Annotated in this window: 12 protein-coding genes and 2 pseudogenes; 9 read left to right on the forward strand and 5 right to left on the reverse strand. The window is 66.1% G+C overall.

The features are described from left to right. Positions 1-26 precede the first annotated feature (26 nt). From M5I08_RS12795 to M5I08_RS12810, 4 genes and pseudogenes are all read left to right on the forward strand, one after another. Positions 27-1,157, forward strand: a complete 1,131-nt coding sequence (locus M5I08_RS12795) for an SPFH domain-containing protein (RefSeq protein ID WP_249762755.1) — start codon at positions 27-29, stop codon at positions 1,155-1,157. A gap of 1 nt (position 1,158) precedes the next feature. Continuing rightward, a pseudogene (locus tag M5I08_RS12800) lies at positions 1,159-1,368 on the forward strand (DoxX family protein); the annotation flags it as partial. Further along, the gene (locus M5I08_RS12805; protein WP_249763357.1) at positions 1,359-2,618 is read left to right on the forward strand and encodes an MFS transporter; all 1,260 of its coding nucleotides are present in this window, start codon (positions 1,359-1,361) and stop codon (positions 2,616-2,618) included. The pseudogene M5I08_RS12800 and the gene M5I08_RS12805, both read left to right, overlap by 10 nt. 57 nt (positions 2,619-2,675) lie before the next feature. Then, positions 2,676-2,909: a hypothetical protein gene (locus M5I08_RS12810; RefSeq protein WP_219069061.1), complete on the forward strand. Its 234-nt coding sequence runs from the start codon at positions 2,676-2,678 to the stop codon at positions 2,907-2,909. Positions 2,910-2,969: 60 nt separating this feature from the next. Here the strand turns inward: M5I08_RS12810 and M5I08_RS12815 are convergent. From M5I08_RS12815 to M5I08_RS12830, 4 genes and pseudogenes are all read right to left on the reverse strand, one after another. After that, positions 2,970-3,747: pseudogene (locus tag M5I08_RS12815) on the reverse strand (TVP38/TMEM64 family protein). A 145-nt stretch (positions 3,748-3,892) separates the two neighbouring features. Further along, the gene (locus tag M5I08_RS12820) at positions 3,893-4,459 is read right to left on the reverse strand and encodes a NifU family protein (RefSeq protein ID WP_219069059.1); all 567 of its coding nucleotides are present in this window, start codon (positions 4,457-4,459) and stop codon (positions 3,893-3,895) included. Beyond that, entirely contained in the window at positions 4,456-6,369 is a 1,914-nt protein-coding gene (gene feoB / locus M5I08_RS12825) for a ferrous iron transporter B (RefSeq protein WP_219069057.1), read from the reverse strand. Before feoB ends, M5I08_RS12820 begins: the two co-directional genes overlap by 4 nt. Beyond that, positions 6,366-6,650 carry a FeoA family protein gene (locus M5I08_RS12830; RefSeq protein ID WP_219069055.1) on the reverse strand — a complete coding sequence of 95 codons (285 nt, stop codon included), beginning with the start codon at positions 6,648-6,650 and terminating at the stop codon, positions 6,366-6,368. The genes feoB and M5I08_RS12830 overlap by 4 nt, the downstream gene beginning before the upstream one ends. A gap of 178 nt (positions 6,651-6,828) precedes the next feature. Between M5I08_RS12830 and mutA the strand changes: the two genes are divergently transcribed. The 5 genes from mutA to M5I08_RS12855 all read left to right on the forward strand — a co-directional run bounded on the left by mutA (position 6,829) and on the right by M5I08_RS12855 (position 15,239). Continuing rightward, positions 6,829-8,715, forward strand: a complete 1,887-nt coding sequence (mutA, locus tag M5I08_RS12835; protein ID WP_219069052.1) for a methylmalonyl-CoA mutase small subunit — start codon at positions 6,829-6,831, stop codon at positions 8,713-8,715. 5 nt (positions 8,716-8,720) lie between these two features. Next, positions 8,721-10,976, forward strand: a complete 2,256-nt coding sequence (scpA, locus tag M5I08_RS12840) for a methylmalonyl-CoA mutase (protein WP_219069050.1) — start codon at positions 8,721-8,723, stop codon at positions 10,974-10,976. A gap of 103 nt (positions 10,977-11,079) precedes the next feature. Continuing rightward, on the forward strand, positions 11,080-12,078 hold the full coding sequence (meaB, locus tag M5I08_RS12845) for a methylmalonyl Co-A mutase-associated GTPase MeaB (RefSeq protein WP_219069048.1): 999 nt from the start codon (positions 11,080-11,082) through the stop codon (positions 12,076-12,078). Between the two features lie 44 nt (positions 12,079-12,122). Further along, the gene (lipL, locus tag M5I08_RS12850; RefSeq protein WP_219069046.1) at positions 12,123-13,388 is read left to right on the forward strand and encodes an esterase/beta-lactamase LipL; all 1,266 of its coding nucleotides are present in this window, start codon (positions 12,123-12,125) and stop codon (positions 13,386-13,388) included. Between the two features lie 111 nt (positions 13,389-13,499). Beyond that, positions 13,500-15,239 carry an AMP-binding protein gene (locus tag M5I08_RS12855; RefSeq protein ID WP_219069044.1) on the forward strand — a complete coding sequence of 580 codons (1,740 nt, stop codon included), beginning with the start codon at positions 13,500-13,502 and terminating at the stop codon, positions 15,237-15,239. Here M5I08_RS12855 and M5I08_RS12860 read toward each other — a convergent pair. Beyond that, on the reverse strand, positions 15,236-15,958 hold the full coding sequence (locus tag M5I08_RS12860) for a GAP family protein (RefSeq protein WP_219069042.1): 723 nt from the start codon (positions 15,956-15,958) through the stop codon (positions 15,236-15,238). The two genes, M5I08_RS12855 and M5I08_RS12860, sit on opposite strands and share 4 nt — an antisense overlap. Between the last annotated feature and the right edge of the window lie 7 nt (positions 15,959-15,965).

A 15,965-nucleotide genomic window follows, 5' to 3' on the forward strand; every position in this document is an offset into this window, starting at 1 on the left:
GCGCTGGCCGAGCAGTAGGAGGAATTGTGGTTGCAGGTCTGGTATTTCTAGCTGTTCTGGTGGGCTTCGCCGTCATCGTGGTGGCCAAGTCGGTGGCGCTCATTCCGCAGGCGCAAGCGGCGGTGATCGAACGGCTGGGCCGATACAGCCGCACAATCAGCGGTCAGCTGACCTTGCTGGTGCCGTTCGTCGATCGCATCCGCGCCCGGATCGACCTGCGTGAGCGGGTGGTGTCGTTCCCGCCGCAGCCGGTGATCACCGAGGACAACCTCACGCTCAACATCGACACCGTCGTCTACTTCCAGGTCACCAACCCGAAGGCTGCGGTCTACGAGATCAGCAACTACATCGTCGGGGTCGAGCAGCTCACCACCACAACACTGCGCAACGTGGTGGGCGGCATGACGCTCGAGCAGACCCTGACCTCCCGCGACCAGATCAACGGCCAGCTGCGCGGCGTGCTCGACGAGGCCACCGGCCGCTGGGGATTGCGGGTGGCGCGGGTGGAGCTGCGCAGCATCGACCCGCCGCCCTCGATCCAGGCGTCGATGGAAAAGCAGATGAAGGCCGACCGGGAGAAGCGGGCGGTGATCCTGACCGCCGAAGGCGCCCGGCAGGCCGCGATCACCCAGGCCGAGGGCGAGAAGCAGGCGCAGATCCTGGCTGCCGAAGGCGCCAAGCAGGCCGCGATCCTGGCCGCCGAAGCCGACCGGCAATCCCGAATGCTGCGGGCGCAGGGTGAGCGGGCCGCGGCCTACTTCCAAGCCCAGGGCCAGGCCAAGGCGATTGAGAAGACGTTCGCCGCAATCAAGGCCGCGCGGCCCACTCCGGAGTTGCTGGCCTACCAATACCTGCAGGTCCTGCCGCAGATGGCGCAGGGCGAAGCCAACAAGGTGTGGCTGGTGCCCAGCGACTTCGGAGCGGCGTTGCAGGGGTTCACCAAGCTGCTCGGCGCTCCCGATCAGGACGGGGTCTTCCGGTACCAGCCATCCCCGGTTGAGGACGTGCCCGCGGCCGAGGACGACAGTGAAGAGGTCGCCGACTGGTTCTCGACCGAGACCGACCCGGCTATCGTTCAGGTGGTGGCCAAAGCTGAAGCCGACGCACGTCAGCCGGCGGATAGCACCTTGTCGCCGCAGCACGAGCTAAGACAGTGACGTGAGCGCTCTGACGTCGCCGAAAACCTTTGCGGTGCTTGCCGCTTTTCAGGCCGGTGATGCGGTCGCCTGCGCGATCCCGCTTGCGCCGGTCGGCAAAACTCTTGACAAGCTGGGTATTCCGGAAGAGATCCGGTGGCTGCTTCCGGTTTCCAAGGTTGTCTCGGTGCTCGGATTGCTTTCCGCCAGCCGGATTCGGGCATTGGCGCGGGATGGAGTCGCTCCCACGCCTGCGGGGTCTACGGCTACATTGCCTTCGGGACTTTGGCAGCGGCATACGTCGTGCGTCCGCTCGGCGGGTTCATCTTCGGCCTGCTCGGTGACCGCATCGGGCGCAAGCGGGTGTTGATGGTCACGGTCGTGCTGATGACACTGGGTACCACCACGAGCGGCTTGTTGCCGGGTTACGGCGTCATCGGTATCTGGGCGCCTATTCTGTTCATCGTCGTACGGGTGTTCCAAGGCCTGTTCACCGGCGGTGAATACGTCGGGGCGATGACCTACCTGGGTGAGCAAGTGCCCGATCGCAAGCGGGGCCTGATGGTCGGGTTTTTGCCGATGGGCAACCTGAGCGGGTTCGTGCTGGCCGGGCTGCTGGTGACCGGGCTGCAAACCTGGCTGCCGACCCACGACATGCTGACATGGGGCTGGCGGATTCCGCTCTTGCTCAGCGCGCCGCTCGGCGTTGTGGCCTTCTATCTGCGGCTGCGGCTCAACGAGTCAGCGGCCTACGAGAACACCGGCGGCGGTACTGATGCGCGCGACGAGCCTGGTGCGCACCAGTTCCGCCGCACGGTCGCCCAGCAGTGGAAAGCCATGCTGATTTGCGCGGCCCTGGTGCTCACCTGCACCGCCGCGGACTACATGCTCACCGGATACTTGCCGACCTACCTCAAGGTGGTCGTGGGTGCCGGGCACACCGCTGCCCTGGTGATGATCACCGCCACGTTGACGATCTTGTTGCTGGTCCTGGCGCTGGTGGCCTGGCTGTCCGACCGTATCGGCGTCAAACCCATCATGTGGACCGGCTGCGGCCTGTTGATTGTGGCGTCCATTCCGGCATTCCTGCTCATCCGCTCCGGCGGCGGCTACCCGGTGGTCTTCATCGGTGTGCTGCTGATCGGGCTGATGGAGCTCTGCTTCGACAGCACTTCGCCGGCCACGCTGCCGGCACTGTTTCCCACCGACATGCGCTACGGAGCGCTGGCCATCGCCTACAACATCTCGATATCGGTGGCCGGCGGCTCTACCCCGCTGGTCGCGCAAGCGCTGGTGTCCGGCACCGGCAACGCCATGATGCCGGCATACATGTTGATCTTCGCGGGGTTGGTGGGCGCGGTGACTCTGCCGTTCACGCCGGAGGTGGCGGGCCGGCGGCTGCCGGGATCGGCGCCCGCGGTCGAGACGGAGCAGGAGGCCCGCGAATTGGTTGCGGACAACCAGCAGCATCAGGGCTGCTGAGTTGCCGGCTGCCCGCCTTTCGGTCCTGCAGGCCCTGTGCGCGGAAGGAGCGACGACGTGGGCGCCGAGGACCCCGGCGGACAGTTGGCTTGCGGTCCGCCCGGAGCAGCAGTGCAGGTAGGAGATGGCGGGGGTGGATCCGACGGGGCGGCGCGGGCAACCCCCGCACTGGCGGTAAGTGCCGATGTGCCGACACCGGCGGCGACGACCGCCGCGGCGGACAGTCGTTTCACGCCCATCTTTCGCCTCCCAGACTTTCACCCCGGGTTACCGGCTAACTGGGCGGCCTGATTGAACAGTTTATCCCGCAAACACACAGGTCGCCGGGTGTTCGCTGCGAACGGATGTGGGTTATCGGCGAAGCGCCGGCTCGATGGCAGCGTCACTGTCAGTCACCGACGCACTTTTATGCCGCCGGTGGTGTCGAACCTCGTAGCCCAACAGCGCAATCCCGACGATGCCCGTGCACAGCGACACCAGAAACAGCAGCGGGCTGGCGTGACCGGTGAGCGCGTCGCGCAGGATCACCACGGCCGCGGTTCCGGGAAGCACACCGGCCACCGTCGCCAACGTGTAGGGCAGCACCCGAATCGCCGACGCGCCGACGGCATAGTTCAGCACCGAAAAACGGGACCGCTGGGATCAACCGCAGCGACATCACCGCAATCCAGCCGCGGTCGCGCAGCCGGACATCGACCGTCTCCACCGCGTGGTGGCGAACCAGCCGGCTGAGTTGCCAGCCGGCCGCGCGGACCAACACCAGCGCGATCACCGCGCTGGCTGTGCTGGTGGCCACGGCCAGCGCTACCCGGAGCAGCGGCCCGAACAGCAGACCGGCGGCCAACGTGAACGCGGTGCGCGGGAAGGGCAACACCGTCACCAGGATGTGGGCGGCCAGAAACACTAGCGGGAACCAGGGGCCCGCCGAGGTCGCCCAGCCCCGCATTTGCACCGCGGTGGGCAGCGGAACCCGCAGCACCACCGCGGCCATGACCACGACTGCCGCCACCAAACCCGTCGCGACCATCCGCCGCTTGGACAGCTGGCGCGCCGTCGCACCGACTGCAGCGGCCGGGCCGCGCAGCGGGTCAGTAAATCTCCTGGTGGCTTGCGCCGTCGCAAGGTTCAAGAGTACGGGTTCGGTGGCGGGCCTAACGGCCGGTAGCGCAGCGGTGCCATGTCGGCCCGACGCATTCGCCGAGACTTACGCTGCCGCGAAGCGTCGCGGCGTGTCGTGGCCACGGTTTAAGTGTCGGGAGGATCCGACACAGATCTCAGCGGACGAACAAGGACAACAACTTCTTGCCCAACGACGGTGTCGCCAAATCGTTTTCGGTGCAGACCGTGACCTGTTGGCCGACCCGTCGGCGCAGTTGTCGCTGCAGGCCCTCGTGGAGGGTAGAACTCGCCGCCGGACATCCGTGGCACGCGCCCGACGTCCGGACGGTCACGGTGTGGCCGACCACCGAAACCAATTCGATCGACCCACCGTGCGACTGGGCGAGCGCGCCGATCGGACCGGCGAGCAACTCCGCCGCGATCACCGCCAGCCGGTCGCCGTTGTCCGAGGCGTCGACTTGCCAACCCGCCGGGTCCAGCAGTGCGTCGGTGAGCGCTTCCCAGACGTCATCGCCGAACTCTCGCCAGCTGTTGCCTGCGTTCAGCGCGATGAGCATTTCGCCTGTGCGGATGACGATCTCGTCGATCGTCCCGCCGTCCAGCAAGGCGCCGAGACGGCCGGGGGCCCGGCGGACCGTGCCGGGCGGCGGCAGCCGGTCAGCGGCGATCAGCCAGCGCAGCTGTTGCGGGTCCGCGGTGGCCGTGGCATGAATGGGGATCATGCGCCCAGGCCTACCGCAATCGACCGGGCAATAAACGCCATCACCCAGGCCAGCGCAAACATGTAGGAAAACGCGAAGGCCGGCCACCGCCATGAGTTGGTCTCGCGGCGCATCACCGCGACGGTCGACATGCACTGCAACGCATACATGAAGTACGTCAGCAGCGCGATCACGGTCGGCGCGGTGAACACCCGGTCGCCGTGGTCGTCGGTCATGGCGGCCAATGCCTGGCGCGGGCGGGCCGGGTCGGTGGCCGCCGACACCTGGCCCAGGGTGGAGACGAACACTTCGCGCGCCGAAAGCGAGCCGACCAGAGCGACGTCGATGCGCCAGTCGAAGCCCAGCGGGCCGAACACCGGCGCGACGGCTTTGCCGACGTCGGCGGCGTAGCTGTGGTTCACCACATAGGCGCCGGCCTGGCTCGGGGACAGCCCCTGGGTCTCGGCCTCGCGCAGCGGCAGGTTGAGCAGCGCCCACAGGATCAAAGAAGTGCCCAGGATGATGGTGCCCGCCTTGCGCAAGAACACCTTGGCCGCACTCCACATCGCGGTCAGCAGCACCGTCGGCGACGGGAACCGGTAGGGCGGAATCTCCATGGTGAACGGCAGCAGATCACCGCGCAGAATCGTCGAGGTGACCAGCGACGCGGCGATCAGCGAAGAGGCGCCGCCGCCCAGATACAGCAGAAACATCGTGATGCCCTGAGCGCTGAACCCCCACCAGTGCGTTTGCGGAGCAACCAGCAGACCGACCAACAGCGTGTACACCGGCAGCCGGGCCGAGCACGTCATCAACGGCGCGGTGACGATGGTGGCGATCCGGTCGCGCGACGACGGCAACGTCCGGGTGGCCATGATGCCCGGGATCGCGCAGGCGAACGACGACAGCATCGCGACGAAGGCGCGGCCCTCCAGCCCCGTCTTGGCCATCACCCGATCCATCAAGAACGCCGCGCGCGACATGTAGCCGATGTTCTCCAGCAGGGCGATCAGCAAAAACAGCAAAACGATCTGCGGGATGAACTGGAGCACGGTGCCCACCCCGCCGATAATCCCCTCGCCCAGCAGCCCGCGAAGGACCGGAGTGCCGATGTGCTCGGCAACCTGCCCGCCCAGAAAGGTCAGCCCGCTGCTGATTCCGTCTCGCAGCGGTGCGGCGATGGTGAACAGGGCTTGAAAGAAGGCGAACATCACCGTGAAGAACGCGACGGTGCCCCAGAGCGGGTGCAGCAGGATGCGGTCGATCCGGGCGGTGCGCCGATCCGGTTGCGGCGCAACGTAGTCGGCCGCATCAAGCACCGACCGTCCCCAGGCGTCGACGGCGTCTTGGTCGGCCGGGGGAAGTATCGGCGGGCGTTGCCACCGGTCGAACGCCCCCAGCTGTCCGCGCAGGCTGTCGATGCCCAAACCGCGGTGAGCGACGACTGCGATTACCGGGATGCCCAGCGCCGTCGACAGCCCCTCGACGTCGATCCTGCCGCCGCGGGACGTCAATTCGTCGCTCATGGTCAGCGTCAACAGGCACGGCAGATCCAGTCGCAACACCTGGCCCAAGAGCACGATTGACCGACGCAGCGTCGTGGCGTCGGCGACCAGCGCCACCGCGTCGGGCCGGCCGATGTCGGGATATTCGCCGGCCAACAGGTCGGTCACAACTTGCTCGTCGGGGCTGATCGGGTCGAGGCTGTAGGTGCCTGGCAGGTCTTCCACGACGATCGTCACGCCGTCGACCTCGGTGGTGCCGACGCTGCGCCCGACCGTGACGCCCGGATAGTTGCCGGTCTTGGCGCGCAACCCGGTCAGGTGGTTGAAAACGCTGGTCTTGCCGGCGTTCGGGCTGCCCACCAGGGCCACCCGCCGGACACCGGCGACGGTGACCGAGGCGCCGTCGACGTCGTGGCAGGCGGTCATGGGTCCGGTTCGGGCACGACGACGATCAGCTGCGCCTCACGGCGGCGCAAGCACAGTTCGGTGTCGTGGACCCGATAGATGGTCGGGTCGCCCAGCGGTGCGCGCCGGATCACGTCGACTTGGGCGCTGGCTCGAAAGCCCAGCTGGCCCAAACGGTTTGCCACCGCAGCGGCCGTATGCGGAAGCGTGCCCACGACCGTTGCCCGCCCGCCCGGCGGCAGCTGGGCAAGCACGATCTCCGAGCGGGATTGATCGCGTGCGCGCTGCGTCCGAGTCCGCATTATCGACCTAACATTAGCCGTTCTTCCTAAGTAAGGTACACCTAACTTGCGCGGGCAGCCGGGGCTTCTCAGGTTCCGCCGGTCGCCTTCAGGGCGTCGGAAGACGTCAATTAGCCTGGTGGTCAGCGGAGGGCAGGCCGCGCTAACGCCACCACATGCTGCGATAAAGGAGTCGCCGGTGTCAGTCGATGTGTCCGCCTGCCCCGCCGACCCCGCCCAGGGCCGCGCCCGCTGGCGCGCGGCGGTGGCCGAAGTGCTGGCCAAAAGCGCCCGGCGCGACGCTGATGATTTGGGCCCGGAACCCGAGCGGCTGCTCGACAGCCGGACCTATGAGGGCTTCCCGATCCGTCCGCTCTACACCGCGCTCGATGAGCTGCCAGAGCCGCCACTGCCGGGCGAGTGGCCCTACCTGCGCGGCGCCGACGCGCTGCGCGACGTCAAGTCTGGATGGAAGGTCGCCGAGGCGCTTCCGGCCAACCGGGTAGCCGGGGTCGCGGCCGAAGATGTCAGCGCCGCGGTGCTCGCCGGGCTGGCCGAGGGGGTCAGCGCGTTGCTGATCCGGGTAGGGGAGTCCGGTGTGGCACCCGGGCAACTCGAGAAGGTGCTCGACGGCGTCTATCTGGGCATGGTGCCGGTGATCCTCGATGCGGGCGCCGACTACCGGGCGGCCTGCCCCGCGCTGCTGGAGTTGGTGGCCGCGGTCGAACCCGACCAGCGGGCGGCGCTGTCCATAGACCTGGGTGCAGATCCGCTCACCGCATTGCTCAGCGACCTGCCGGCCCCGGCGATCCAGGACGTCGTCGGCGTCGCCAAGCAGGTGGCCGACAACCATGGTGTGCGGGCAATCACCGTCGACGGGCCCGCTTTTCACAATCTGGGCGCAAACGCCACATGGGAACTCGCCGGCAGCGTCGCGGCCGCGGTCAACTACGTGCGGATGCTGACCGAGTCCGGCCTGCCGGTCGCGCAGGCTCTAGGGCAGATCAGTTTCCGGCTGGCTGCCGACGACGACCAGTTCATGACGATCGCCAAGGTGCGGGCCCTGCGCCAACTGTGGGCGAGGGTCGCGGAGGTCGTCGGCGAGCCCGCAAGCGGCGCGGCGGTGGTGCACGCCGAGACGTCGTTGCCGATGATGACCCAGCGCGACCCCTGGGTGAACATGCTGCGGACCACGTTGGCCGCGTTCGGCGCTGGCGTGGGCGGCGCCGACACCGTGCTGGTGTTCCCGTTCGATGCGGCGATTCCGGGCGGCTTTCCAGGCATGGCGACCAGCTTCGCGCGCCGGATGGCCCGCAATATTCAGCTGCTGCTCCTCGAAGAGTCGCATGTCGGGCGGATTCTGGATCCGGCCGGCGGATCGTGGTTTGTCGAGGACCTCACCCAACAGCTGGCGCAGGAGGCCTGGCAGCATTTCCAGGCGAGTGAAAATCACGGCGGATTCCTCGGCGCGCGTGACTTCATCAGCGAGCAGATCGGTGAGATCGCGGCACGGCGCACCGACGACATCGCGCATCGCCGGACTGCCCTCACCGGCGTCAACGAATACCCGAACCTGGCTGAACCTGCTCTGCCGCGAAATGATTCGCGGTACTCGCCGCGGGCCGCGGGCAATCTGATGCGCTACGCCGCCGCGTTCGAGGCCCTGCGGGATCGGTCCGACGCCTACCTGGCCCGCACCGGTTCGCGCCCGCGAGCGCTGCTGTTGCCGCTGGGCCCGCTGGCCGAGCACAATATCCGGGCGACGTTCGCGGCGAACCTGCTGGCTTCCGGTGGCATCGAGGCGGTCAACCCGGGAACGGTCGACGCCGAAGGTGTCGCCAAAGCTGTCGCTGATGCCGGCTCGCCGCCGGTGGCGGTTATCTGCGGGACGGACAGCCGCTACGGCACCGAGGCGGCGGCGATAGTCGAGGCGGCGCGTCGCGAAGGGATCGCCCACGTCTGTCTGGCCGGGCCGCAAAACGCCGTAGCGGAGACAGATCCGAAACAACGACCCGACGAGTATCTGACCGCGAAAATCGATGCAGTGGCAGCTCTTTCAGGTCTGCTAGATCGGTTAGGGGCATAGCGACCATGACGACCACCGCGCCTGTTGCGGGCAGCTTCGCCGATATCCCATTGCACGGTGACCGCGCCGTGCCGCCGCCGAGGAAAGCGGCCGTGGAAAAACACGTTGCGGCTGCGGCGGCGGCGCACTCCTACACCCCCGACCAGCTGGTCTGGCACACCCCGGAAGACATTGAGGTCAAACCGGTGTACATCGCCGCCGACCGCTCCGCTGTGGAGGCCGAAGGCTATCCGCTGCACACGTTTCCCGGTGAGCCGCCGTTCCTGCGTGGGCCGTACCCGACGATGTATGTCAACCAGCCCTGGACAATCCGCCAGTACGCCGGGTTTTCCACGGCCGCGGAGTCCAACGCCTTCTACCGCCGCAACCTCGCCGCCGGGCAGAAGGGTCTGTCGGTCGCCTTCGACCTGGCTACCCACCGCGGTTACGACTCCGACCATCCACGCGTTCAAGGCGACGTCGGAATGGCCGGTGTGGCAATCGATTCCATTCTCGACATGCGCCAGCTGTTCGACGGTATCGACCTGTCGACGGTGTCGGTGTCGATGACCATGAACGGCGCCGTGCTGCCGATCCTGGCGCTGTATGTGGTGGCCGCCGAGGAGCAGGGGGTGCCGCCGGAAAAATTGGCGGGCACCATCCAGAACGACATCCTCAAAGAGTTCATGGTGCGCAACACCTACATCTACCCGCCGAAGCCGTCGATGCGCATTATCTCCGACATCTTTGCCTACACCAGTGCCAAGATGCCGAAATTCAACTCCATCTCCATTTCCGGTTATCACATCCAAGAAGCCGGTGCCACAGCGGATCTGGAGCTGGCGTACACCTTGGCTGACGGTGTCGACTACATCAACGCCGGGCTGGACGCCAAGCTGGACATCGACAAGTTCGCGCCGCGGCTGTCCTTCTTCTGGGGCATCGGGATGAACTTCTTCATGGAAGTGGCCAAGCTGCGTGCGGGCCGGCTGCTGTGGAGCGAGCTGGTAGCTGCGTTCAACCCGAAGAACCCCAAATCACTGTCGCTGCGCACACATTCCCAAACCTCAGGCTGGTCGCTGACCGCCCAAGACGCCTTCAACAACGTCGCACGTACCTGTATCGAGGCGATGGCCGCAACCCAGGGCCATACCCAGTCACTGCACACCAACGCACTCGACGAGGCGCTGGCGCTGCCTACCGACTTTTCCGCCCGTATCGCCCGCAACACCCAGCTGGTGTTGCAGCAAGAATCCGGCACCACCAGGCCGATTGATCCGTGGGCGGGCTCCTATTACGTGGAGTGGCTCACCCACCAGCTCGCGCAGCGAGCGCGTGCGCATATCGCCGAGGTCGCCGAGCACGGCGGTATGGCGCAAGCCATCGGCGACGGCATTCCCAAGCTGCGCATCGAGGAAGCCGCCGCGCGTACCCAGGCCCGCATCGACTCCGGGATCCAACCCGTGATCGGCGTGAATAAGTATCAGGTCGAAGAGGATCGAGAGGTCGAGGTACTCAAGGTCGAGAACAGCCGGGTGCGCGCCGAGCAGCTGGCCAAACTGCAAGAGCTGCGGGCAGACCGGGATCGGGCCGCTGTCCGGGCCGCGCTGGCCGAGTTGACCCGGGCGGCCGCCTCCCGAAGCGCGGCGGGCGGCCTTGGCAATAATCTGCTGGCGTTGGCGATCGACGCGGCCCGGGCCAAGGCCACCGTCGGCGAGATCTCCGATGCGCTGGAGAAGGTGTACGGGCGCCACCAGGCCGAGATCCGGACTATCGCCGGGGTTTACCGCGACGAAGCACGAGGAGGCGGAAACATGGCGTCCTTCTCCAGCGCCACCGAACTCGTCGAGAAATTCGCCGAGGCCGACGGCCGTCGCCCCAGAATTCTGGTGGCCAAGATGGGCCAGGACGGCCATGACCGCGGGCAGAAGGTGATCGCGACGGCGTTCGCGGACATCGGGTTTGACGTCGACGTCGGGTCGCTGTTCTCCACCCCGGACGAGGTGGCACGCCAGGCCGCCGACAACGATGTGCACGTGGTCGGGGTGTCCTCGCTGGCAGCCGGCCACCTGACGTTGGTGCCCGCGCTGCGAGACGCGCTGGCCGAAGTGGGTCGGCCCGACATCATGATCGTGGTCGGCGGTGTCATTCCGCCGGGCGATTTCGACGCGCTGTACGCCGCCGGCGCCACCGCGATCTTCCCGCCCGGCACGGTGATCGCCGAGGCCGCAATCGATCTGCTGAACAAGCTGGCCGACCGCCTCGGGTACACCCTCGGATAGTGACGCACCCAAACAGTTCCCGCGAGCGTAACGCCACGGCGAAAATGCACCCCATTTTTCGCCGTGGCGTTACGCTCGCCGCCCGTGGACCGCGGGCACCCAGATGACATCCAAGAAGGCCGAAACGGCCGAGGACTTGGCCGCAGCTGTCCGCGGCGGCGACCGTGCGGCACTGCCACGGGCCATCACACTGGTCGAGTCGACCCGCCCCGACCATCACGAGCAAGCGCAGCAGTTGCTGCTGGCGCTCATGCCCGCGGCCGGCAACGCCCATCACGTCGGCATCACCGGGGTGCCCGGGGTGGGCAAGTCGACCGCGATCGAAGCGCTGGGCATGTATTTGATGGGGCAGGGACACCGGGTTGCGGTGCTGGCCGTTGACCCGTCGTCGACGCGCACCGGCGGATCGATCCTGGGCGATAAGACCCGGATGCCGCGGCTGGCAGTGCATGCGCACGCGTATGTCCGGCCATCGCCGACATCGGGCACCCTCGGCGGCGTGGCGAAGGCCACCCGGGAGACCATCGTGCTGCTGGAGGCCGCCGGGTTCGACGTGATCCTGGTGGAGACCGTCGGCGTGGGCCAATCCGAGGTGGCGGTCGCCAACATGGTCGACACGTTCGTCTTCATGACCTTGGCGCGCACCGGTGATCAGTTGCAGGGCATCAAGAAAGGCGTGCTGGAGCTGGCCGACATCGTCGTGGTGAACAAAGCCGACGGCGACCACCTGGCCGAGGCCCGCTCAGCCGCCCGCGAGCTTTCCGGAGCGATCCGGTTGATCCATCCGCGCGAAACGCTCTGGCGCCCACCGGTTCTCACGATGAGCGCATTGGAAGGAGCTGGCCTGGTGGAGCTGTGGGAGACCATTGAGCGGCATCGTCGAGTGCTTAGCGATGCGGGGGAATTCGAGGCGCGGCGGCGCGCCCAACAGGTCGACTGGACCTGGCAGATGGTCAAGGACACCGTGCTGGACCGGCTGCTGTCCCACCCCGCAGTGCGCAAAGCCAAAGCCGACGTGGAACGCCAGGTACTGGCCGGGGATCTGACGCCGGCCCTGGCGGCTCAGCAAATACTTAAGCTTGCATCGATAACGGAAGGGTAAATAATTTTAGGTTGTTTGCCGACGGGAACGGTAAATTCGACAGTATGACCCTCGAAGTGGCGGGCAATCGCCGGCCGGTGCTACCGCGCGGTGTTCAGGGTGCGGCCGATCCGCGCTTTGCTTGCGCGGTGCGCAGCTTCGCCGGCATGTTCCCGGGTCGCCGATTCGGCGGCGGGGCGCTGGCGGTTTATCTCGACGGAGAACCCGTGGTGGACGTCTGGACCGGGTGGTCGGACCGGGCCGGGCGGGTGCCTTGGACGGCAGACACCGCCAGCATGGTGTTCTCGGCAACCAAGGGCATGGCCTCGACCGTCATTCATCGGCTCGTCGATCGCGGACTGATCGACTACGAAGCACCGGTCGCCGAATACTGGCGGGAGTTCGGCGCCAACGGCAAGGCGAACATCACCGTGCGCCAGGTGATGCGGCACCGAGCGGGTTTGTCGGCGTTGCACGGCGCCAGCAAGGAAGATTTGCTGAAACACGAAGTGATGGAACAGCGTCTGGCGGCCGCGCCCGCCGGGTACTCGTTCAACAAACCCGCGTATCACGCGCTGACCTACGGCTGGCTGATGTCGGGCCTGGCCCGGGCGGTCACCGGCCAGGGGATGCGGGAGCTGATTCGTCAGGAACTGGCGGAGCCGCTGGGCACCGATGGATTGCATTTAGGCCGTCCACCGGTCGAAGCACCAACCCGGCCTGCGCAGGTCGTCATGCCGCAAAGGGCCATCGCCAACCCGATATTCGACGCGGTGGCGCCGAAAATCGCCGCGCTGCCGCTATCGGGCGGATTCGGAGCCCTGTATTTCCCCGGCATGAAAGCTTTTGCGCAAGGCGGTATCCCGATGTTGGACGCCGAGATACCGGTGGCCAACGGCGTAGCGACCGCGCGTGGGCTCGCTCGGATGTACGGCGCGATCGCCAACGGCGGCCAAATCGACGGCACCCGGTTCCTGTCCTCCGATCTGGTGGCAGGCCTGACGGGGCGAAAGAGCCTTCGGCTGGACCGTAACATCTCGGTGCCGCTCGCATTTCACCTCGGCTATCACACTGTGCCGTTCAACGCGATGCCCGGATTTGGTCACATCGGGCTGGGCGGCTCCCTCGGTTGGGCCGATCCCGCGAGGGGGTTGGCCATCGGATTCGTGCACAACCGGCTGCTGTCGCCGTTCGTGCTCGTGGATCACGCCGGATTCGTCGTGACCGGCGGCTTGATCCGACGGGCGGCCGCCGCGGCCCGCAAGCGCGGATTCGAAAGCGTGGCCGACTTCGGCTCGCCGTTCCCGGAGCCGGGAGCAGTTGCCGGCTAGCACTTCCGCAAAGCTTGCTCGAGCCGGAAGTCGACTTTGGAAGTCACGTGAAAAGCGCCACGGGACTGTTCTTTAACTGGCGCGGGCCCGATTGCACGATAGGGTACATCTGTGACCAACCGCTCCATTCCCAGCGTTTTGCGTGAACATGCCGGCCTGCAGCCCAATGACACAGCGTTCACGTTTGTCGACTACGAGCAGGATTGGGACGGCGTCGCGGAAAGCCTGACTTGGTCGCAACTCTATCGGCGATCGCGCAACGTTGCCCAAGAGCTCTCGGGTCGCGGGTCGGTCGGCGACCGGGCGGTGATTTTGGTGCCGCAGGGACTTAATTACATCGACGCTTTTCTCGGTGCTTTGCAGTCCGGATTGATCGCCGTCCCGCTCGCCGTTCCGCTCGGCGGCGCCAGCGATGAGCGCGTGATCTCGGTGTTGCGCGACGCGTCGCCCTCGGTCATTCTCACGACATCCGCGGTCGCCGACAATGTCGCCGAGTATGCGCATTTGCAGGCTGACCGGCCTGCTCCCGCTATCGTCGAAGTTGACTCATTAGACCTCGATGCACGAATCACGTCCAAGGCGGGCGGCGACGCCGGCTCCGACACAACGTATTTGCAGTACACATCTGGATCGACTCGTTCGCCGGCCGGAGTCTTGGTGACCAACCGGAACCTGCTGGCCAACTTCGAGCAGATGATGGCCGCCTACTTTTGCGAGTCAGGCAACGTGCCCACTCCGGACACGACTTTCGTATCCTGGCTGCCCTTCTATCACGACATGGGTCTGATAGTGGGAATGTGCGTGCCAATCCTGTCGGGAATCCCCACCGTGTTCACCAGCCCGGTGTCGTTCCTACAGCGACCTGCACGGTGGATGCAATTGCTGGCAACCAACGGTCAGACGTTCACGGCGGCGCCCAATTTCGCCTTCGATCTGGCGGCGCGAAAAACAACGGACGACGACATGGCTGGCCTCGACCTCGGGAATGTGCACAGCATGCTCAACGGCAGCGAGCGGGTACAACCCGCGACGTTGATGCGTGTCGCTGAGCGGTTCGCTCGGTTCAACCTTCCCGAGACGGCATTACGCCCTGCCTACGGACTCGCAGAAGCAACCGTCTACGTGGCGAGTCGACGCCAAGGCCAGCCATACCAGGCCGTTTACTTCGAATCCGAGAAGCTTGCCGAGGGCCGCGCGGCGCGGTGCGCGGCCGGCCACGGTACCCCGCTTGTCGGCTACGGCGTCCCGCAATCGCCGATGGTGCGAATCGTCGATCACGAGACCAGCATCGAGTGTTCATCAGGTGAGGTCGGCGAAATTTGGGTGCACGGCGGCAATGTCGCGACGGGATATTGGGGCAAACCCGAAGAGACCGAGCACACGTTCGGCGCAACGATTGCCTCTCCTTCTGCCGGCACTCCCGAGGGCCCCTGGCTGCGGACAGGGGATCTGGGCTTCTTCTTCGACGGTGAACTGCTCATCATCGGGCGTATCAAAGACCTGCTGATCGTGTACGGGCGCAACCATGCTCCCGACGACATCGAGGCGACGATCCAGGAGATCACCCGGGGACGGTGCGCGGCCATATCCGTTCCGGGTGATGGGACCGAGAAGCTCGTGGCCATCGCCGAACTCAGGAAGCGCGGCGACTCCGAAGTTGAGGCCGTTCAACAGCTCAGCCTGGTCAAGAGCGAAGTAACCTCGGCGATCTCACAATCGCATGGTCTGAGCGTTGCGGACCTTGTTCTGGTAGCGCCGGGTTCAATTCCCATCACGACAAGCGGCAAGGTCAGACGACGGACGTGTGTCGAGCTCTACCGCCAGGATCAGTTCGCCCGCCTGGACGCTTAGGCGGCCACCGCCACCAACAGTGCCCCTGAAACGGCAATGACGGCGGTCAAGATCCGCGGCCGGTGACTGCGCACCGCGTTGTGTAGTCGCAGCATGAACGCTTCTGTTTTCGCAGGTGTCGCCAAGTAACTGACGAGCGGGATCTCGATTACCGCGAGCACGACGACCGTGAATGCGACACCTGCGGCGAACTGCGTGCCCACCGCGGCTCCAGAAGCAAGGATGGCGGCGATCGCCGCGAGGAATTCCACGGGGTTGGTTGCCGATCCGAGTCCGGCCACAAATGCCACCCACAAAAATCTGCACTCCAAAGCCTCTTTGACGCGAGTCGGCAGCAGCGAGAACGCGGTTGGTAAGCGCGGCTGCGCAGTGCTCAACTGCTCGGCAACCTGCACCGGTACCCGCCCGCTCTGACGCGCCACGAGACCGGTTGCCATCACCACGGCGATCAACAGCGCGAGCACACCTGCGCCGAGTTGGATATGCCGTGCAACGGGACTCGCGGTCGCAGACGACACCGTTCGTGCAATCATTTTCGTCGAGTCACGCAGCAACACCAGCAGAATCAGAGCGGCGAAGACACCCGTTGTCATGCCACCGAGCCAGAACACCAGCAAGTTAAGCACCGGCCGCGGCCGCGAAATCATGACGACCGCGACGCCGAGGCGCAGTGGATCAGTCGACGCCATAAGAGCTAGCACGAGAACCGTGCTCCACATGCAGGTG

This window comes from Candidatus Mycobacterium methanotrophicum (assembly GCF_023515995.1).
Taxonomy (GTDB): Bacteria; Actinomycetota; Actinomycetes; order Mycobacteriales; family Mycobacteriaceae; genus Mycobacterium; species Mycobacterium methanotrophicum.